The 18,291-nt window shown below is 64.2% G+C and carries 19 protein-coding genes; 15 read left to right on the top strand and 4 right to left on the bottom strand.

Features of this window, described 5'->3' with window-relative positions:
• Positions 1 to 32: 32 nt before the first annotated feature.
• From GJV18_RS09975 to GJV18_RS09940, 8 genes are all read left to right on the top strand, one after another.
• On the top strand, positions 33 to 2,432 hold the full coding sequence (locus GJV18_RS09975) for a heavy metal translocating P-type ATPase (protein WP_160344972.1): 2,400 nt from the start codon (positions 33 to 35) through the stop codon (positions 2,430 to 2,432).
• Positions 2,433 to 2,684: 252 nt separating this feature from the next.
• The gene (gene ccoS / locus GJV18_RS09970; protein WP_160344970.1) at positions 2,685 to 2,900 is read left to right on the top strand and encodes a cbb3-type cytochrome oxidase assembly protein CcoS; all 216 of its coding nucleotides are present in this window, start codon (positions 2,685 to 2,687) and stop codon (positions 2,898 to 2,900) included.
• The gene (locus GJV18_RS09965) at positions 2,893 to 3,576 is read left to right on the top strand and encodes a sulfite exporter TauE/SafE family protein (RefSeq protein ID WP_160344968.1); all 684 of its coding nucleotides are present in this window, start codon (positions 2,893 to 2,895) and stop codon (positions 3,574 to 3,576) included. The genes ccoS and GJV18_RS09965 overlap by 8 nt, the downstream gene beginning before the upstream one ends.
• A 154-nt stretch (positions 3,577 to 3,730) precedes the next feature.
• Complete coding sequence (gene hemN / locus GJV18_RS09960; RefSeq protein WP_160344966.1) at positions 3,731 to 5,113, top strand: oxygen-independent coproporphyrinogen III oxidase; 1,383 nt, start codon at positions 3,731 to 3,733, stop codon at positions 5,111 to 5,113.
• Positions 5,114 to 5,323: 210 nt separating this feature from the next.
• Positions 5,324 to 6,058 (top strand): fumarate/nitrate reduction transcriptional regulator Fnr, encoded by a 735-nt coding sequence (gene fnr / locus GJV18_RS09955; protein WP_160344964.1) that lies wholly within the window; start codon positions 5,324 to 5,326, stop codon positions 6,056 to 6,058.
• Positions 6,059 to 6,087: 29 nt separating this feature from the next.
• Entirely contained in the window at positions 6,088 to 6,636 is a 549-nt protein-coding gene (locus tag GJV18_RS09950; RefSeq protein ID WP_160344962.1) for an adenine phosphoribosyltransferase, read from the top strand.
• Between the two features lie 83 nt (positions 6,637 to 6,719).
• Positions 6,720 to 7,535: an ion transporter gene (locus GJV18_RS09945; RefSeq protein WP_160344960.1), complete on the top strand. Its 816-nt coding sequence runs from the start codon at positions 6,720 to 6,722 to the stop codon at positions 7,533 to 7,535.
• Positions 7,536 to 7,846: 311 nt separating this feature from the next.
• Positions 7,847 to 8,677 (top strand): metal-dependent hydrolase, encoded by an 831-nt coding sequence (locus tag GJV18_RS09940; protein WP_160344958.1) that lies wholly within the window; start codon positions 7,847 to 7,849, stop codon positions 8,675 to 8,677.
• 72 nt (positions 8,678 to 8,749) lie between these two features.
• On the opposite strand, the gene GJV18_RS09935 is transcribed toward GJV18_RS09940, so the two are convergent.
• Together GJV18_RS09935 and GJV18_RS09930 are read right to left on the bottom strand one after the other, a co-directional pair.
• On the bottom strand, positions 8,750 to 10,300 hold the full coding sequence (locus GJV18_RS09935; protein WP_160344956.1) for a cation:proton antiporter family protein: 1,551 nt from the start codon (positions 10,298 to 10,300) through the stop codon (positions 8,750 to 8,752).
• A 113-nt stretch (positions 10,301 to 10,413) separates the two neighbouring features.
• Positions 10,414 to 11,136: a TetR family transcriptional regulator gene (locus GJV18_RS09930; protein WP_160344954.1), complete on the bottom strand. Its 723-nt coding sequence runs from the start codon at positions 11,134 to 11,136 to the stop codon at positions 10,414 to 10,416.
• Between the two features lie 114 nt (positions 11,137 to 11,250).
• Here GJV18_RS09930 and GJV18_RS09925 point away from each other — a divergent pair, with 114 nt between their 5' ends.
• The 3 genes from GJV18_RS09925 to GJV18_RS09915 all read left to right on the top strand — a co-directional run bounded on the left by GJV18_RS09925 (position 11,251) and on the right by GJV18_RS09915 (position 14,109).
• Positions 11,251 to 12,804 (top strand): flavin-containing monooxygenase, encoded by a 1,554-nt coding sequence (locus GJV18_RS09925; RefSeq protein WP_160344952.1) that lies wholly within the window; start codon positions 11,251 to 11,253, stop codon positions 12,802 to 12,804.
• A complete protein-coding gene (locus GJV18_RS09920; protein ID WP_160344949.1) occupies positions 12,801 to 13,688 on the top strand; it encodes an SDR family NAD(P)-dependent oxidoreductase in 888 nt (295 codons plus the stop codon). The genes GJV18_RS09925 and GJV18_RS09920 overlap by 4 nt, the downstream gene beginning before the upstream one ends.
• A gap of 172 nt (positions 13,689 to 13,860) precedes the next feature.
• Positions 13,861 to 14,109 (top strand): hypothetical protein, encoded by a 249-nt coding sequence (locus GJV18_RS09915; RefSeq protein ID WP_160344947.1) that lies wholly within the window; start codon positions 13,861 to 13,863, stop codon positions 14,107 to 14,109.
• A gap of 161 nt (positions 14,110 to 14,270) precedes the next feature.
• On the opposite strand, the gene GJV18_RS09910 is transcribed toward GJV18_RS09915, so the two are convergent.
• Both GJV18_RS09910 and GJV18_RS09905 read right to left on the bottom strand, forming a co-directional pair.
• A complete protein-coding gene (locus tag GJV18_RS09910) occupies positions 14,271 to 14,864 on the bottom strand; it encodes a 2-hydroxychromene-2-carboxylate isomerase (protein ID WP_160344945.1) in 594 nt (197 codons plus the stop codon).
• A 27-nt stretch (positions 14,865 to 14,891) separates the two neighbouring features.
• On the bottom strand, positions 14,892 to 15,629 hold the full coding sequence (locus GJV18_RS09905) for an SDR family oxidoreductase (protein WP_160344943.1): 738 nt from the start codon (positions 15,627 to 15,629) through the stop codon (positions 14,892 to 14,894).
• 89 nt (positions 15,630 to 15,718) lie between these two features.
• On the opposite strand from GJV18_RS09905, the gene GJV18_RS09900 reads away from it, so the two are divergent.
• The 4 genes from GJV18_RS09900 to GJV18_RS09885 all read left to right on the top strand — a co-directional run bounded on the left by GJV18_RS09900 (position 15,719) and on the right by GJV18_RS09885 (position 18,255).
• Entirely contained in the window at positions 15,719 to 16,282 is a 564-nt protein-coding gene (locus GJV18_RS09900) for a TetR/AcrR family transcriptional regulator (protein ID WP_160344941.1), read from the top strand.
• Positions 16,283 to 16,322: 40 nt separating this feature from the next.
• Positions 16,323 to 16,976 (top strand): YceH family protein, encoded by a 654-nt coding sequence (locus GJV18_RS09895; protein ID WP_160344939.1) that lies wholly within the window; start codon positions 16,323 to 16,325, stop codon positions 16,974 to 16,976.
• Between the two features lie 69 nt (positions 16,977 to 17,045).
• Entirely contained in the window at positions 17,046 to 17,486 is a 441-nt protein-coding gene (locus GJV18_RS09890) for a MarR family winged helix-turn-helix transcriptional regulator (RefSeq protein WP_160344937.1), read from the top strand.
• A gap of 340 nt (positions 17,487 to 17,826) precedes the next feature.
• On the top strand, positions 17,827 to 18,255 hold the full coding sequence (locus GJV18_RS09885; protein ID WP_160344935.1) for an organic hydroperoxide resistance protein: 429 nt from the start codon (positions 17,827 to 17,829) through the stop codon (positions 18,253 to 18,255).
• Positions 18,256 to 18,291 lie beyond the last annotated feature (36 nt).

Raw genomic sequence — 18,291 nt, 5'->3', positions numbered from 1 at the left:
GGTTTGCCTGATTGACGAGCGCTAGACAGTCCATGGCCACGCCCCTGCCCTGCTACCACTGCGGCTTGCCGGTTCCTGCCGGCAGCCGTTTCCACGCCGTGATCCTCGGCGAGCGCCGCGAGCTGTGCTGCCCGGGCTGCCAGGCCGTGGCCGAAGCCATTGTCGCCGGCGGCCTGGAGCACTACTACCAGCACCGCAGCGAGAATGCCGCCAACCCGCAAAGCCTGCCCCAGGCCCTGCCGGATGAGCTGGCCCTGTATGACCGCAGCGACGTGCAGCAACCCTTCGTCGAGCACAAGGGCGAGCTCAGCGAAACCTGCCTGCTGATCGAGGGCATCAGCTGCGCGGCCTGTTCCTGGCTGATCGAAAAACACCTGCGCGCCCTGCCCGGCGTCGCCAGCGCCCAGCTCAACCTGTCCAACCACCGCTTGCAGGTCAGCTGGCAGGACAGCCAGTTGCCGCTCAGCCAGTTGCTCAATGAACTGCGCCGCATCGGTTACGCCGCCCACCCCTGGCAGGCCGACGCCGCCGCCGAACAGCTGCAGCGGGAAAACCGCCGTGCCATGCGCGAGCTGGGCGTGGCCGGCATGCTGTGGATGCAGGTGATGATGGCGAGTATGGCCACCTGGCCGGAGTTCAATGTCGACCTGTCCGCCGAACTGGACCAGATCCTGCGCTGGGTCAGCCTGTTTCTCACCACGCCCATCGTCTTCTACTGCTGTGGCCAGTTTTTCCGCGGTGCCCTGCGCGACCTGCGCACCCGCCATCTGACCATGGACGTCTCGGTGTCCCTGGCCATCGGCGGCGCCTATGTGGCCGGCATCTGGTCCACGGTCACCGGCAGCGGCGAGCTGTATTTCGATGCGGTGGGCATGTTCGCCCTGTTCCTCCTAGCCGGCCGTTACCTGGAGCGCCGCGCCCGGGAACGCACGGCGGCGGCCACCGCGCAGCTGGTGCAGCTGCTGCCGGCTTCCTGCCTGCGCCTGGATGACAGCGACCAGAGCCAGCGCATCCTGCTCAGCGAACTGAGTATCGGCGAGCGGGTGCTGGTGCAGCCCGGCGCCCTGATCCCGGCAGACGGCCGCGTACTGGTCGGCCAGTCCAGTGTCGATGAGTCGGTACTCACCGGCGAATACCTGCCACAACCGCGCAGCCCGGGTGACGCAGTCACTGCCGGCACCCTCAATGTGGAAGGCCCGCTGACCGTCGAGGTGCAGGCCCTGGGCGATGCCACCCGACTGTCCGCCATCGTCCGCCTGCTGGAGCGAGCGCAGAGCGAGAAGCCGCGTCTGGCCGAGATCGCCGACCGGGTGGCACAGTGGTTCCTGCTGTTTATCCTGCTCGCCGCCGCCCTGGTCGGCCTGGTCTGGTTGCAGATCGACAGTGATCGCGCCTTCTGGGTGGTGCTGGCCCTGCTGGTGGCCACCTGCCCCTGCGCCCTGGCCCTGGCCACCCCCACGGCGCTCACCGCCGCCACCGGCAGCCTGCACAAGCTGGGCATACTGCTGACCCGCGGCCATGTGCTGGAGGGCCTGAATCAGGTGGATACCCTGGTGCTGGACAAGACCGGCACCCTCACCGAAGGCCGCCTGACCCTGAGCGCCATCCATCCCCTGGGCGATCTGGATGCCGACGCCTGCCTGGAGCTGGCTGGTGCCCTGGAGAACCGCTCCGAACACCCTATCGCCCGGGCATTTGGCCAGGCCCGCGAGGCCGCCAGCGAAGTCGACAGCCATCCGGGCCTGGGCCTGCAGGGCCGAGTCGGCGGGCGCCTGCTGCGCATCGGCGAGGCCCGCTTCGTCAGCGCCCTGAGTGGCCAGAGCGCGCCAGTCATCAGCGGCGAACATGGGCAATGGCTGCTGCTGGGTGACGAGACAGGACCACTGGCCTGGTTCGTGCTGGACGACCGCCTGCGCGAGGACGCCGCCCAGCTGATCGCTGCAGCCCGCGCCCGCCACTGGCAGATCATGCTGCTGTCCGGCGACAGCTCGCCCATGGTCGGTGAAGTGGCGCGCCAACTGGGTATCGAGGATGCCCGCGGCGGCCTCACCCCGGATGCCAAGCTGGCGGTACTGCAAGGCCTGCACGAGCAGGGTCGGCGCGTGCTGATGCTGGGCGACGGGGTCAACGACGTGCCGGTATTGGCCGCCGCCGATATCAGCGTGGCCATGGGCTCGGCCTCGGACCTGGCCAAGACCAGCGCCGATGCCGTGCTGCTGTCCAACCGCCTGGGCAGCCTGGTGCAGGCCTTACACATGGCGCAACGAACCCGTCGCATCATCATCGAGAACCTGAGCTGGGCCACCCTGTACAATTGCGCGGTGCTGCCCTTCGCCGCTCTCGGCTGGATCACTCCACTCTGGGCCGCCTTGGGCATGTCGCTCAGTTCGCTGCTGGTGGTACTCAACGCCCTGCGGCTAACCCGCCAGTAGGGTGGATCGTGCTCTACCGATCCACCACTGAGCGGTAATGGTGGATGTAAAAAGCGACATCCACCCTACGCCAGGAAGCCCGTTGTTAAACACGCTTCAGCGAAGCACCCTTAACATGGACCTATGGTGTTAAAACGCTAGCCGCACGACGCCAGACAACCCGTAGGGTGGATCACGCTTCACCGATCCACCGCAACGCCATCATCGTGGATGCATATAGCGCCAGCCACCCTTACCCAAACCGGAGATTCCATGCCCGCCCTGTATATCCTGATTCCGGTTGCCATCGCCCTGGTTGGCTTTGCCATCTGGCTGTTTTTCTGGGCGGTGGACAGCGGCCAGTACGACGACCTGGACGGGCCGGCCCACAGCATCCTGTTCGATGACGACGACCCCAAGCATCAGGCGGCTGTCGATCAGGCCAGACAGCCGGATGAAGCCCAGGACGAGGACGCCAAGCGTGGCTGAACTGCTGCCGCTGCTGATCTCGGCCCTGATTCTCGGCCTGCTCGGCGGTGGCCATTGCCTGGGCATGTGCGGTGGCCTGATGGGTGCCCTGACCCTGGCCATCCCCCCCGAGCAGCGCAGCCGCCGCCTGCATCTGCTGCTGGCCTATAACGCCGGGCGCATCCTCAGTTACAGCCTGGCCGGTCTGCTCCTGGGCCTGGCTGGCTGGGCCCTGGCGGCCGGCCCCCTGGCCACCGGGCTGCGCCTGACCGCCGGTTTGCTGCTGATCGCCATGGGCCTGTACCTAGCTGGCTGGTGGAGCGGCCTGACCCGTATCGAAGCCCTAGGCCGTGGCCTGTGGCGGCATATCCAGCCGCTGACCCGACACTTTACGCCGGTCACCAGCCTACCCCGGGCACTGGTCCTGGGCGGTTTGTGGGGCTGGCTGCCGTGCGGCCTGGTCTACAGCACCCTGCTCTGGGCCGCCAGCCAGGGCAATGCGTTCGATAGCGCAGCGCTGATGCTGGCCTTCGGCCTAGGCACCCTGCCGGTCTTGCTGGCCACGGGCCTGGCCGCCGAGCGCCTCACCGCCCTGCTGCGCCAGCGGGGCATCCGTGTGGCCGGCGGCATCCTGGTCATGCTGTTCGGCCTGTGGACCCTGCTCGGCCCGCACCAGCACTGGCTGATGGGGCACTGAAGCGCTTATCCGTAGGAGCCAGCTTGCTGGCGATGGGGCTACAGGATCGCCAGCAAGCTGGCTCCTACTGGCTAGCGCTTGATACAGGTCAAGGCATCCTGCCTGCGTCGCTCGTAGACTCCGCGGTACTGCAAGCCAAACCGGGACCGCGCCCATGCTCGACGCCATCCAATGGGATACCAGCCTGATCCGCCGCTACGATCAGGCCGGCCCTCGCTACACCTCCTACCCCACCGCGGTGCAATTCCACGATGGCATCGGCCAGTTCGACCTGCTGCACGCCCTGCGCGACAGCGCCAAGGAAAAGCGCCCGCTGTCGCTCTATGTGCACGTGCCGTTCTGCGCCCATATCTGCTACTACTGCGCCTGCAACAAGGTGATCACCAAGGATCGCGGCCGCGCCCTGCCCTATCTGGAAAAACTGCAGCGCGAAGTCGAAATCGTCAGCCGCCACCTGGACCGCAACCAGGTGGTTGAGCAGCTGCACTTCGGCGGCGGCACCCCGACCTTTCTCAGCCATGATGAACTGCGCGGGCTGATGAGCCACCTGCGCCAGCACTTCAACCTGCTGGATGACGACAGCGGCGACTACAGCATCGAAATCGATCCACGCGAGGCCGACTGGTCGACCATGGGCCTGCTTCGCGAGCTGGGTTTCAACCGCGTCAGCCTCGGCGTACAGGATCTCGACCCGGCGGTGCAGCGGGCGGTCAACCGCCTGCAGACCCTGGAGGAAACCCGCGCCATCGTCGAAGCGGCGCGCACCCTGCAGTTCCGTTCGGTGAACATCGACCTGATCTACGGCCTGCCGCTGCAGACTCCGGAGCGCTTCGCCCGCACCGTGGCGGAAGTCATCGCCCTGCAGCCCGATCGCCTGTCGCTGTTCAACTACGCCCACCTGCCCGAGCGCTTTATGCCGCAGCGGCGCATCAACACCAGTGACCTGCCCAGCCCCGGCGACAAGCTGGCCATGCTGCAGGCCAGCATCGAGCAACTGGCCGCCGCCGGTTACCGCTATATCGGCATGGATCACTTCGCCCTGCCCGATGACGAACTGGCCAGCGCCCAGGAAGACGGCAGCCTGCAGCGCAACTTCCAGGGCTACACCACCCATGGGCACTGCGACCTGATTGGTCTGGGCGTGTCGGCCATCAGCCAGATCGGCGACCTCTATTGCCAGAACAGCGCCGATATCAACCTCTACCAGCAAAGCCTGGGCGATGGTCAGCTGGCCACCCTGCGCGGCCTGCACTGCAACGCCGACGATCGCCTGCGCCGGGCGGTGATCCAGCAGCTGATCTGTCACTTCCGCCTGAGTTTCAATGAGATCGAGCAGGCCTATGCCATCGACTTTCGCAGCTACTTCGCCGAAATCTGGCCGCAGCTGCAGCAGATGGCCCAGGACGGCCTGATCCAGCTGGATGCCCAGGGCATCGAAGTACGCCCGGCCGGGCGCCTGCTGGTGCGCTCGCTGTGCATGCTGTTCGACCACTACCTCAACGAACAGAGCCGCCAGCGCTTCTCCCGGGTGATCTGAAACAGGCGCTGCGGCCTTGCGTCGCAGCGCCAACTGCTGCAGCTGCCCAACCTGTCAGCTTTTAACGGCCTATCAACAGCCCTTATAAAGCCCCAACAGGCTGTTAACAGGCTCATTTGAGCCTTTAGTCGCAGCGTCCTCGACTGGCTGAGTAGCCCTCCCTGCTGTAGGCTTATGCCCATTGCGTGTAAAGCCTAGGGAACGCCACCAATGTCCGAGAGCATCAAGCTGCACAGCCCCCATCAAGCCCATTGCAAGGATTGCAGCCTGGCCAGCCTGTGCCTGCCGCTTTCCCTCAACATGGAAGACATGGACGCCCTGGACGAAATCGTCAAACGTGGCCGCCCGCTGAAGAAGGGCGAGTTCCTGTTCCGCCAGGGCGATGCCTTCAACTCGGTATTCGCCGTGCGCTCCGGTGCCCTGAAAACCTTTAGCCTGAGCGATGGCGGCGACGAGCAGATCACCGGCTTCCACCTGCCCAGCGAACTGGTCGGTCTGTCCGGCATGGACAGCGAAATCTACCCGGTGTCCGCCGTGGCCCTGGAAACCACCTCGGTCTGCGAAATCCCCTTCGAGCGTCTGGATGACCTGGCCATGAAGCTGCCGCAACTGCGCCGCCAGTTGATGCGCATCATGAGCCGCGAGATTCGCGACGATCAGCAGATGATGCTGCTGCTGTCGAAGAAGACCGCCGACGAGCGCATCGCCACCTTCCTGGTCAACCTGTCGGCGCGTTTCCGTGCCCGCGGCTTCTCCGCCAACCAGTTCCGTCTGGCCATGTCGCGCAACGAAATTGGTAACTATTTGGGCCTTGCGGTGGAAACCGTATCCCGGGTATTTACCCGCTTCCAACAGAACCAGTTGCTCGAAGCCGAAGGCAAGGAAGTGCACATTCTCGACCCCATCGAGCTCTGTGCCCTGGCCGGTGGCAACCTCGACGGCTGAGCGGCACGCCTGCCCCAGGAAGACACGCGATGATTTTCGACGAATTCAGCATCAAGACCCTGATCCGCCCGGTGCCGGACTTTCCCAAGCCCGGCGTGGTGTTTCGCGACATTACCCCGCTGTTCCAGTCACCCCGCGCCCTGCGCATGGTGGCCGACAGCTTTATCCAGCGCTACGTCGAAGCCGAGTTCAGCCATATCGGCGCCATGGATGCCCGGGGGTTTCTGATCGGCTCGATCATCGCCTATGAACTGAACAAGCCGCTGATCCTGTTCCGCAAACAGGGCAAGCTGCCCGCCGATGTGCTCAGCGCCGCCTACCAGACCGAGTACGGCGAAGCCCATCTGGAAGTGCATGCCGACAGCCTCTGCGAAGGCGACTCGGTGCTGATCTTCGATGACCTGATTGCCACCGGCGGCACCCTGGTCGCCGCCGCGCAGCTGGTACGGCGCATGGGCGCGCATATCTTCGAAGCCGCGGCGATTATCGACCTGCCTGAGCTGGGCGGCTCGCAGAAGCTGCAGGATATGGGTATCGCGACCTTTACCCTGACCGCCTTTGCCCTAAACGACCGCTAATCCTTCTTAAGTAGGAGCGACGCCGCCTTTGTTCGCGGCTATAGCCGCTCCTGCGCCCATCCGCGTGCAATTTAGTGAACCCCATGAATCCAATCGAACTTAACCAGTCCGCCAGCCACTGGCGCCTGCGCCTGGGCGCGCTGATGGACAGCAGCGCCATCACCCGCCTGGTCACCATCCTGATCCTGATCAACGCCGCCATCCTCGGCATGCAGACCTCGGCCAGCCTGATGGCCCAGTGGGGAAGCCTGCTCAATGGCCTGGATCAACTGATCCTCGGCCTGTTTATCATCGAACTGACCCTGCGTTTTATCGCCCGCGGGCCCGCCCTGCTGCGCGACCCCTGGGCGGTGTTCGACTGCCTGATCATCGGCATCGCCCTGGTTCCGGCCAGTGGCCCCTTCGCCGTATTGCGCGCCCTGCGCGTGCTGCGGGTACTGCGCCTGATCTCGATCAACCCGAATATGCGTCGGGTGGTGCAGGCCCTGCTGTCATCACTGCCGGGCATGAGCAGCATCGCCATGCTCCTCGGCCTGCTGTTCTATGTGGCCGCGGTCATGGCCACCCAACTGTTCGGCGAGGCCTTCCCCGAATGGTTCGGCACCCTGGGCGCCAGCCTCTACACCCTGTTCCAGGTGATGACCCTGGAAAGCTGGTCCATGGGCATCGTGCGCCCGGTGATGGAGACCTTCCCCCTGGCCTGGTTGTACTTCGTGCCCTTTATCCTGATCGCCACCTTTATGATGCTTAACCTGTTTATCGCCGTGGTGGTCAATGCCATGCAGACCACCCACGACCAGGAAGCCCTGCAGGCCCCGCCCTCGCCCACCGAACAGCTGCTGCTGGACGAACTGCGCGCCCTGCGCGCGGAACTGGCCGAGTTGCGCCAGCAACGCTAAGCGCCACGCGTAGGAGCGGCCCCTGGCCGCGAACCGTCCCGCGCCTAATCCAGCGCGGGTGTGGCCCTTGCTGGCAGGCTGCGCAACAGGCGCAGCCTGCCACCTCACACCCCCATCCTGTGCCTGGCCCATTGTCCGACAACTAACCATAAGTTGGCGCTTTGCCAGCCCCCCTGGCCAGGAATGACCTCGCGGCAAAACGTCCTTGGGCTAAAGATTGTTCAAGGCCTCGGGCAGCCTCTGTGCTGCCCATTACAGGCTCAATAACAACAGCGCTCGGCCACCGAGCCATATGCCCAGGAGTCGCCCCAATGACAGCCCAGACCAGCACCCCCAGCGCCAGTTTCCCGGTTCGCCGCATGGACTTCAGCTTCAGCGAAAGCCAGAAGTTCTGGTTCGCCGGCGACCCCTTTATGAGCCATTTTATGAACAACCTGTCGTCGCTGTTCCCCTATGGCGAGAAGTTCTTCGTCGACAGCGTGCGCGCGGTGCGCGACAAGGTGACCGAGCCGCAACTGAAGAAGGACATCAGCGCCTTTATCGGCCAGGAGGCCATGCACTCCAAGGAGCATGCCGCCTATAACGACTACGCCGCCGAGCATGGCATCGATCTGGAACGGCTGGAGCTGCGCATCAAGGTGCTGCTGGAATGGGTGACCAGGATCACCACCAAGAAGCAGCGCCTGGCCGCCACCTGCGCCCTGGAACACTTCACCGCGACCATGGCCGAGCAGCTGCTGCAGCGCGAAGACCTCACCACCCAGATGAACGACCCCAAGCTCTATCAGCTGTGGATGTGGCACGCCATCGAGGAAAACGAGCACAAGGCGGTCTGCTACGACGTGTACCAGAAGGTCTACGGCGGCTACTTCACCCGCACCATCATGATGGCCATCACCACCCTGATCTTCTTCGGCGTGATCGGCTGGTTCCAGGTGCACCTGCTGCGCAAGGACGGCCAGCTGTTCAACTGGCGCAGCTGGGGCAAGGGCCTGAAGACCCTATTCGGCCCACGCAACGGCTTCCTTACCAAGCTGCTGCTGCCCTACCTGGATTACTACCGCCCGGGCTTCCACCCCAACGACCACGACAGCAAGGCCCTGGAGCAACGCTGGCGCCAGCGCCTGGGTTTTAGCAACTAAGTCCACGCCATAAAAAGATGCCGCTTACCGGGCCCTGGTAAGCGGCATCTTTGTGTGCATCCTCTTCAGTTTCTAGCCACGCTCCTGCAGCCCCCTGGCCACATGCTCGGCCAGGCCGGTGCCCGCCTCGCTCATGGTCAGGTAGGTACGGTCGGCGCCAGCCTCTTGGATGCGTCGGGCAATGTCCTCGTACAGCGCATGGGACACAATCAGCCCGGTAAAGCCCCGCTCACGCAGCTTCTGGGTGGAGATGACCTTGGCCTCCTCATCGTTCAGAGCCAGGATCACCGCCTGGATACTGGGCATCTGCAGGTGCTGCCAGAACATCTGGTCTTCACCGTCGGCAAACAGCACCCGTCGCCCTACTTTATTGCTCTGTTCGATCACCACCGGGTCCGAATCCAGGCCCACCGTGAGAAAACCCTTTTCCTGCAGATGGTCATAGGCCGCCCGACCGGTACGCCCCATGCCCATCACCAGAATCTGCGCATCGCCCAGGGACACCGGCTGCTCATCGGGGTGGCGAATATCCCGCTCCAGGGGAATCAGACGCCGCGCCAGGCGCTCGTAGAGCGGGTGAGCGATGCGATTGAGCGGCGCGGAAATGACAAAGGACAGGGCCACGGTAATGGCCAGGGGAATGATCCATTGCGGCAGCACCACACTGGCCACGATCAGGCCGAACTCGCTGTAGTTGGTCAGGCTGACCCCGGCGAGAAAGGCGCTGCGCGCGCGCAGGCGGAACAGCAGGAACAGGAAGAAGAACAGGGCGCCCTTGAGCGGCAGCAACACCGCCATGGACAGGGCGAACAGCATGGCGTGCAGATCCGGCAAGCCACCGATGCCGATCTGCAGAAAGAAGCCCACCAGAAAGACTTCCTTGATGCTCCACAGCGAGTTCGACAGTTCGGTGGCGCGCTTGTGCTTGGCCAGCATGGCACCAAAGGCCAGGGCCCCCAGCTCGGAGCTCAGGCCCAGCTGCTCGAAACCATAGCCGCCCACCACCAGGGCCAGCAGCAACCCCAGCAGCACCATCAGCTCCTCGTGGCCGCTGACATCCAGCAGACGGAACAACAACGGGCGCAACAGCGGCAGGCCGAACAGCAACAAGGCCCAGGCCGAGGGCACCTTGCCGCTGGCCAGGCTCATCACCACCAGGGCGATCAGGTCCTGGATGATCAGCACACCAATCGCCACCCGACCGTGAAAGGCGCGCAGCTCGCGCTTGCCTTCCAGCACCTTGGCCGCCAGTACGGTGCTGGAAAACGACAGGGCAATGGCCAGCAGCAGGCCCTGCTGCCAGGGCAGGTCAAGGATCAGCATGATCGCCGGCAGGAAAATCAGGCTGGAAATGGCGAAATGCAGCAGGCCGCCGCCAATCACCTCACGCCGCAACAGGTTGCCGATCTTCAGCTTGAGGCCCACGGTAAACAGCAACAGCAGCACGCCCAGATGAGCAATATGCTCCAGCGCCACACTGTCACGGGGACCGACGCCTATATAATCACCCAGGCCGGCCAAGGCAAATCCAGCAGCCAGATAACCCACCAGCGGCGGCAAGCCGATACCCCGCGCCACCAGCCCCATCACAAAGGCAAAGGCAATCCAGGTGGCTTCGATCATAGCGGGTCCTTATCGGCGGGCATGGCAAGGAAAAAGCAGGCAAGCATTATGCCGCTAAAGAATAACGCGGCCAGATGACCCCGATATTGATTTCCCTCAGCAGTGGGTACTCGCTACTCAACAGGCAACTGCAATTGACCCAACCCCTGCAACAGACTGGCACCGGCGAACAGCATGACGATCTGCTCCTCGGCCAGGGCAACGATAGCGCCGCGCCGCTCGGGCTGGCCGATATAGTCCAGGGACTGCTGGAACAGGCTGCGGCTGATCAACCCGGAGAGCTGGCGCACCACCGCCGGGGCGACCATCTCCGGGAGCAGCTTGAAGGCGATGATGTCCTCGGCCATGTCCTCGGCAAACCCGTCCATCACCTCCTGCAGGGCACTGCGCAGCACCGGCGAGGCGCCGTGCAGCTCGCGCACGCCGAGGATAAAGGACTCGGCGTTGGCGGCGACGAAATCAAAAAACAGCTGCACGGTTTCATGGCAGACCCGCCGCCCCCGGGCCAGGTCGATGCCGAACAGCTGCGCGGCCGCCGTGCCCCCGCCTTGCACCGCACGCTCGGCCGCCTCGCGGCGCAGGTCGCGCAGGGGCTGGCGTAGCTGGCTGGAAATCTGCCGGATCACGGTCAGGCCGAGGTCTTCCACATCCTTGAAATGACGATAGAAGGTATTGGGGTTGAGCCCCGCCTCCCGCGCCAGCTCGCGCAGGCCCAGGCTGCTCAGGCTGCGGCTGGTTGAGGTAAGACGTAACGCTGCATCCAGCAGCAGGCGCTTGCCTGGGGCCTCGACACTCTTATCCGCGCCCTGCGGCTGCTCATCCGTATCGCTGTACATGGTTGCCCTAGCTAAAAGTTGGCTGGTGGTAAGCGTTATTGCTGGCGAGTATACAGTTGTCTACATTGGTATACAGCTGTATACGCCAACAATAACCATAACAGGAGCCTGGCCATGAACGCCCCCGTCTCTCCCCCTGGTGCTGTGCGCCACTGCAAGGTTGCCATTATCGGCAGCGGTTTTTCCGGCCTGGGCATGGCCATCCGCCTCAAGCAGGAAGGCGAACACGACTTCCTGATGTTCGAGAAGGAAGCCGGCGTCGGCGGCACCTGGCGGGTCAACAACTACCCAGGCTGCGCCTGCGACGTGCAATCGCACCTGTATTCCTTCTCCTTTGCGCCCAACCCGAACTGGACGCGCATGTTCGCCCAGCAGGCCGAGATCAAGGGCTACCTGGAAGGCTGCTGGGAAAAGTACCGCCTGCAGAACCACACCCTGCTCGGCTGCGAAATCGCCCGCATGGCCTGGGATGAAAGCCAGGAGCTGTGGCAGATCGAGGACGCCGCCGGCAACCGCTACAGCGCCCAGTTCGTGGTATCCGGCATGGGTGCCCTGTCCACCCCCTCGATTCCCACGCTCAAGGGTTTGGAGAAATTCAAGGGCAAGGTGTTCCACTCCCAGCAGTGGGACCATGACTACGACCTCGCCGGCAAGCGCGTGGCGGTGATCGGCACCGGCGCCTCGGCCATCCAGTTCGTGCCACAGATCCAGAAGCAGGTGGCGCGCCTCGATCTGTACCAGCGCACCGCGCCCTGGATCATGCCCAAGCCGGACCGCGCCATCAGCGAGCGCGAGCGCAACCGCTTCCAGCGCTTCCCGCTGCTGCAAAAGCTTTGGCGCGGCGCCATCTATGCCCTGCTGGAAAGCCGGGTGATCGGCTTTGCCATGCTGCCCAAGGTGATGACCCTCGCGCAGAAGGTCGGCAAGTGGTACATCAACAAGCAGATCAAGGACCCGGTGCTGCGCGCCAAGGTCACCCCGGACTACCTGATGGGCTGCAAGCGGGTGCTGATCAGCAACGACTACTACCCGGCCCTGACCCAGGCCAACGTCGACCTGATCACCGACGGCATCGCCGAAATCCGCGCCGGCAGCATCCGCAGCGTCGACGGTCAGGAGCGCGAGGTGGATGCCATCATCTTCGGCACCGGCTTTACCCCCAGCGACCCCCTGCCGCGCGGCGTGGTGTTCGGCCGTGGCGGCGTCGACCTGCTCGACACCTGGCCGGAAGGCCCCCAGGCCTACAAGGGCACCCTCACCGCCGGCTTCCCCAACCTGTTCTTCCTCATGGGCCCGAACACCGGCCTGGGGCACAACTCCATGGTCTATATGATTGAATCGCAGATCCACTATGTGCTCGGCGCGCTGAAGCTGGTTGAACAGCAGCAACTGCAAAGCCTGGAGGTCAAGCAGACGGTGCAGGACCAGTTCAACGGCAAGCTGCAGGGCAGCCTGGGCAACACCGTATGGAATGCCGGCGGCTGCAAGAGCTGGTACCTGCACCCGGTGAGCGGGCGCAACTGCACGGTCTGGCCCGGTTTCACTTGGCGCTTCCGCCTGCTGACGCGCAACTTCGACCCGGCCGCCTATCACTTCAGTCGCCGGCAGGCCGCCCATCCGGCGCAAAGCAACGCCCTGCAGTTCAGCGCCCAGGAGGTGAACGCATGAAGTCTTTTGAAAACAAGGTAGCCGCCATCACCGGCGCCGGTTCCGGCATCGGCCGCGCCCTGGCCTACGGCCTGGCGCGCCAGGGTTGCCAGCTGGCACTGTCGGACGTGAACGCCGAGGGTCTGGCCGAGACGGCGGCCCAGGCGCGCAAGCTGGGGGTGCAGGTCAGCGAAGCAGTGGTCAATGTCGCCGACCGCGAGGCGGTGCACGCCTGGGCCGAGCAGGTGGTGGCCGAGCATGGCCGGGTCAACGCCATCTTCAATAACGCCGGCGTCGCCCAGGGCGGCACGGTGGAAGGCAATGACTACGCCGACTACGAGTGGATCATGGCGATCAACTTCTGGGGTGTGGTCAACGGCACCAAGGCCTTTCTGCCGCATATCAAGGCCAGCGGCCAGGGCCATATCGTCAATGTCTCCAGCGTCTTCGGCCTGTTTGCCCAGCCGGGCATGAGTGCCTACAACGCCAGCAAGTTCGCCGTGCGCGGCTTTACCGAGTCGCTGCGTCAGGAACTGGATATGGCCGACTGCGGCGTTTCCGCCAGCTGCGTGCACCCCGGCGGAATCAAGACCAATATCGCCAAGACTGCACGCATGAATGACAGCCTGGCCAGGGTCACCGGCCAGGCCGCCGAACAGGCGCGCCAGCAGTTCAATGACCAGTTGCTGCGCACCACCCCGGAGAAGGCGGCCCAGGTGATCATCAATGGTGTGCTGGGCAACAAGCGGCGCATCCTGATCGGCCCGGACGCCTATGCCCTGGATGGCATGCAGCGCCTCTGGCCGGCCTTCTACCAGCGCCTGGTGACCTTTTCCATGGGCCTGGCCGCACGTTTTGCGCCCAAACCCAAGGCAAAAGTCGAGCAACTGGGCGAGCAGGGCTGATCCTGGCTACCCACTGCAGGGCCGGCCTATGCCGGCCCTGTACGTTTGTCGGGCCATACACCACTGCCTGCCAGCTGGGCTATGGTTGAAGAAGCCACACCCGGCTGGTCTGACTTAGGCAGCTACGGCGGTATGCCAAGCCTCACCCCAGCCTCAACTGGAGGGCCACCCCATGACCACTCTGCACTGCACCCATCGCGACCACAGCATCAGCACCGATATCATGGAACACCCCGGCATCCCCACTCCCTGGGCCGGCGGCTGCCATATTACCGACCCGGACGGCCACACCAGCAGGCGCCTGGCCCTGCCCCTGGAATGCGCCTTCCTCGCCGACCTGGAAAAGGCCCAGCATGCCTCCCTGGCCCACGGTAAATGGCTGGTGGATCAAAAGCTGGATCATGGCCGTAGCTGGCATTAGATCCAGGCGCATCAGGTAGGGCGGATGGCCGCAGCCATCCGCCAATAAACGTGCTATTCAGGCCATCCCTACCCGGACTGCGCTGAGCTTGTCCGGGCTACAGCAGATGATGGGTAGCCCGGATAAGCCTTGGCGCCATCAGGGGCAAGCCCCTATCCGCCTCAACGGCGCAGGGCCTCACGAACAAAGTCCAAGCGGTCCTGGCCGAAGTACAGCTCGCCTTCGACAAAGGTCGACGGCGCACCAAACACCCCGCGCGCCACAGCTTCCTCGCTGCTCGCCTTGAGCGCCTCCTTGACCGCCAGCTCGGCGCATTGCGCCAGCAGGGCCTCGGCGTCGAAACCCGCCTGCCCCAGCACCTCGGCCACCCTGGCCGGCTCACCCAGGTTCAGCCCATCGACCCAGATGGCCTGGTAGAGCGCCTGCAAGGCCGCCTCGAAGCGCTCCGGCTGGTGCAACTGCACCGCCACCAGCAGGCGCATCAGGCCCAGAGTATTGAGGGGGAAATGCGGGTTAAAGCGCATCGGCACGCCGTAGCGTTCGGCATGGCGCGCCAGGTCGCGCAGCATATAGCGTCCCTTGGCCGGGATCATGGCCGGCGAGGCATTGCCGGTGGCCTGGAACACCGCGCCCAGCAACATGGGCCGGTAGACCAGGGTGGCGCCACTTTCGCGGCAGATGCCCGGCAGCTGGGTATAGGCCAGATAGGAGGCCGGGCTACCCAGATCGAAGAAGAACTCCACAGTCTTGCTCATAGTGCTACTCACTTATGGGTCAGGGGTTTACCAGCGTTCCATCCAGGGCCGCAGGTCCAGCTCGAAGGTCCAGGCATCGCGGGGTTGGCTGTGCAGGTACCAGTAGCTGTCGGCAATATGCTCTGGGTTGAGGATGCCGTCGCGGTCTTTCAGGGCGTATTGCTCGGGCCAGTTATCGCGGATAAAGGCGGTGTCGATGGCGCCATCCACCACCACATGGGCCACATGCACATTCAGCGGCCCCAGTTCCCGCGCCATGCTCTGGGCCAGGGCGCGGATGCCGTGCTTGGCCCCGGCGAAGGCAGCAAACCCGGCCGCACCGCGCAGCCCGGCGGTGGCCCCGGTAAACAGGATGGTGCCGCGACCACGAGCCACCATGCGCTTGGCCACCGCCTGACTGGTGAGAAAGCCGGCAAAGCAGGCCATCTCCCAGATCTTGAAGTATTTGCGCGCGGTTTCGTCGAGGATGCTGCAGGGCACGTTGGCACCGATATTGAAAACCATCACCTCGATCGGCCCGATATCCCGCTCAATCTGCTCCACCAACTCGGCCACCTGCTCTTCCTTGCGCGCATCCGAGGCAAAACCATGGGCCTCGCCTCCTGCCTCACGAATGCTGTCGAGCAAAGGCTGCAACTTATCCAGACTGCGCCGGGTGACACAGGCCACATAGCCCTCGCGGGCAAAACGGCGGGCAATGGCACCGCCGGTGGCATCACCGGCACCGATCACCAGTGCGACCTTCTTCCTGCCTGCATCAGTCATGGCTCACCTCGTTAACTAAACGATCGTTAGGTGAACGAACGTTATGCTACGATCCAACCACCGTCAAGACACTTTCAGCCGGAGCCCTTATGCGCTACTCCGCCGAACACAAGGCCGCCACCCGCGAGAAGCTGCTGGCCAGCAGCGGCGCCATCGCCAAGCAGGGCGGCTTCGCCACCACCGGGGTGGACGCCCTGATGAAGGCCATCGGCCTGAGCGGCGCGGCCTTCTACAGCCATTTCGATTCCAAGGACGCGCTGTTCGTCGCACTGCTCGAACGCGAGCTGAGCAACAGCCTGGCACGCCTGGGCTCGGGCGATGGCGGACGCGACAAACTCAAGCGCTGCCTGGCCGCCTACCTCAGCCTGGCCCATGTCGAACAGGCGCAGCAAGGTTGTGCCCTGCCCGCCCTCGGTGCGGAAATCGCCCGGGCCGACCTGGCCGTGCGCCAACGCGCCGAAGACTGGATCGTGCAATTGCAACAGGCCTGGGCCGAAATCCTCGAAGACCCGCAACTGGCCTGGGCCATCCTCGCCCAGTGCCTTGGTGCGGTACTGCTGGCGCGCATGCTGGCCAGCAGCGAGACCCGCCAGCAGGTGCTGAATGCCAGTCTCAATCTGCTGGAACAGAACCTGTCGGCCCAGGGCCAATAGCGCTAGGCTAGAGGGCACTTGCCACTGCCTGGAACACCCCATGCCCTATAGCCCCTCCCCCCTGGTTGGCGAAACCCCGCTGCATGCCATCGAGGTACGCCTGCTCGGCTGCCTGATCGAAAAGCAGCTGACCACCCCGGAAAGCTACCCCCTGACCCTCAACGCCCTGCAACTGGCCAGCAACCAGAAGACCAGCCGCGAGCCGCTGATGAGCCTGGAGACCGGCGAGATCGGCCGCTACCTGCGCAGCCTGGAAGGCCGCGGTCTGGCGCGCCTGGTGATGGGCAGCCGCGCCGACCGCTGGGAGCAGCGCTGCGACAAGCAGCTGGAACTGGTCAAGCCGCAGACCGTGCTGCTCGGCCTGCTGCTGTTACGCGGCCCGCAAACCCTCAATGAACTGCTGACCCGCAGCAACCGCATGCACGATTTCGAGGACGTGGAGGAAGTCCAGCACCAGCTCGAACGCCTGATCGCCCGTGGCCTGGCCGTGCAACTGGAGCGCCAGAGCGGCCAGCGTGAAGAGCGCTATATGCACCTGCTCGGTGAGGAGGCCGACCTGCACAGCCTGCTGGCCAGCAGACCCGCCGCCCGCAGTGACAGCGCCAATGCCAGCGAAGAGCGCCTGCAGGCCCTGGAAGCACGCATTGCCGAACTGGAGGCGCGACTGGGCAAGCTGGAAGAGGCCCTGGGCTAAACAACCATTGGCGCCCTGTCTGTTAGCGCTTTAACCTTATGCGCTAACCGCTCGACTCAAGGCCAGCCCATGACCACCCCGCTGCCACACTGCGACGCCCTGCTACTCAGCAACCAGCTGTGCTTCGCCCTGCACTCCACCTCCCTGCAAATGACCAAGGCCTACAAGCCGCTGCTGCAGGCCCTGGGCCTGACCTACCCGCAGTACCTGGCGATGCTGGTGCTGTGGGAAGGTGACGGCATTACCGTCAGCGAACTCAGCGCGCGCCTGCTCACCGACCCCGGTTCGGTCACCCCCCTGCTCAAGCGCCTGGAAAGCGAAGGCCTGCTGCAGCGTGTGCGCAGCAGCAGTGATGAGCGAGTGGTGCAGCTGTTTCTCACCGAGCAGGGCCGCGCCCTGCAGCAGCAGGCCCAGAGCATCCCCGCCTGTATCCTGGAAAAGAGCGGCCTGAGCCTGGAGCGTCTGGCCGAGCTGCGCGAAAGCCTAATCACGCTGCGCAATCAGCTCTAACAGACAGGCTGAATATGCCACGCACAGTTGTAGGAGCCAGCTTGCTGGCGATCCTCTAGGTCAAGAGCATCGCCGGAACGCCGGACCGCAGCAAGCTGGCTCCTACACACGCCCTCCTACACTGCCATAGCCGCAACGTCCCGCGTCGCGCAGCGCTAACCCCCACCCCTGGCACCTCTGCAATGCCCATGGCTACGGCTTATATCCGGCAGAGCCTGGCCTTATAAGCAAAGAATCCAATAATTAACTTGCGCGCTAAACATATGCGCACTACATTCGCCAACAAGCACTTACTTAGTGCGCAAATATTTTTTACGCAATTTAAAAGAGAGAGAACGCCATGTCCCTTGATAAAGTGCTGTACCGTGCCTATGCCGAAGCCACCGGTGGTCGTGATGGCCGCGCCATCTCCTCCGATGGCGTGCTGGATGTCGCCCTGAGCACGCCCCGAGAGCTGGGCGGTGCCGGCGGCCAGGGCAGCAACCCGGAGCAGCTGTTTGCCGCCGGTTACGCCGCCTGCTTTATCGGCGCCATGAAGGTGGTGGCGGCCAAGACCCAGGTGCAGCTGCCCGCGGACCTGTCCATCGAAGGCGTGGTGGGTATCGGCCCGATCCCCAATGGCTTCGGTATCGAAGTGGAACTGCGCATCAGCCTGCCCGGCATGGAGCGCAGCAGCGCCCAGCAATTGATCGAGCGCGCCCACGGCGTATGCCCCTACTCCAATGCCACCCGCGGCAATATAGACGTGACCCTGACCCTGCTCGACTAAGAACCTGCCTACGATCTGCTGCGCGTCGGCCCTACT

This window comes from Pseudomonas xionganensis (genome assembly GCF_009763245.1).
GTDB lineage: Bacteria > Pseudomonadota > Gammaproteobacteria > Pseudomonadales > Pseudomonadaceae > Aquipseudomonas > Aquipseudomonas xionganensis.
This window is presented reverse-complemented; position numbering and strand designations above follow the sequence as displayed.

Coding starts and splice junctions, on each gene's coding strand:
- GJV18_RS09975 (WP_160344972.1), top strand. CDS start 33: ATGGCCACGCCCCTGCCCTGCTACCACTGCGGCTTGCCGGTTCCTGCC.
- ccoS (WP_160344970.1), top strand. CDS start 2,685: ATGCCCGCCCTGTATATCCTGATTCCGGTTGCCATCGCCCTGGTTGGC.
- hemN (WP_160344966.1), top strand. CDS start 3,731: ATGCTCGACGCCATCCAATGGGATACCAGCCTGATCCGCCGCTACGAT.
- fnr (WP_160344964.1), top strand. CDS start 5,324: ATGTCCGAGAGCATCAAGCTGCACAGCCCCCATCAAGCCCATTGCAAG.
- GJV18_RS09950 (WP_160344962.1), top strand. CDS start 6,088: ATGATTTTCGACGAATTCAGCATCAAGACCCTGATCCGCCCGGTGCCG.
- GJV18_RS09945 (WP_160344960.1), top strand. CDS start 6,720: ATGAATCCAATCGAACTTAACCAGTCCGCCAGCCACTGGCGCCTGCGC.
- GJV18_RS09940 (WP_160344958.1), top strand. CDS start 7,847: ATGACAGCCCAGACCAGCACCCCCAGCGCCAGTTTCCCGGTTCGCCGC.
- GJV18_RS09935 (WP_160344956.1), bottom strand. CDS start 10,300: ATGATCGAAGCCACCTGGATTGCCTTTGCCTTTGTGATGGGGCTGGTG.
- GJV18_RS09930 (WP_160344954.1), bottom strand. CDS start 11,136: ATGTACAGCGATACGGATGAGCAGCCGCAGGGCGCGGATAAGAGTGTC.
- GJV18_RS09925 (WP_160344952.1), top strand. CDS start 11,251: ATGAACGCCCCCGTCTCTCCCCCTGGTGCTGTGCGCCACTGCAAGGTT.
- GJV18_RS09920 (WP_160344949.1), top strand. CDS start 12,801: ATGAAGTCTTTTGAAAACAAGGTAGCCGCCATCACCGGCGCCGGTTCC.
- GJV18_RS09915 (WP_160344947.1), top strand. CDS start 13,861: ATGACCACTCTGCACTGCACCCATCGCGACCACAGCATCAGCACCGAT.
- GJV18_RS09910 (WP_160344945.1), bottom strand. CDS start 14,864: ATGAGCAAGACTGTGGAGTTCTTCTTCGATCTGGGTAGCCCGGCCTCC.
- GJV18_RS09905 (WP_160344943.1), bottom strand. CDS start 15,629: ATGACTGATGCAGGCAGGAAGAAGGTCGCACTGGTGATCGGTGCCGGT.
- GJV18_RS09900 (WP_160344941.1), top strand. CDS start 15,719: ATGCGCTACTCCGCCGAACACAAGGCCGCCACCCGCGAGAAGCTGCTG.
- GJV18_RS09895 (WP_160344939.1), top strand. CDS start 16,323: ATGCCCTATAGCCCCTCCCCCCTGGTTGGCGAAACCCCGCTGCATGCC.
- GJV18_RS09890 (WP_160344937.1), top strand. CDS start 17,046: ATGACCACCCCGCTGCCACACTGCGACGCCCTGCTACTCAGCAACCAG.
- GJV18_RS09885 (WP_160344935.1), top strand. CDS start 17,827: ATGTCCCTTGATAAAGTGCTGTACCGTGCCTATGCCGAAGCCACCGGT.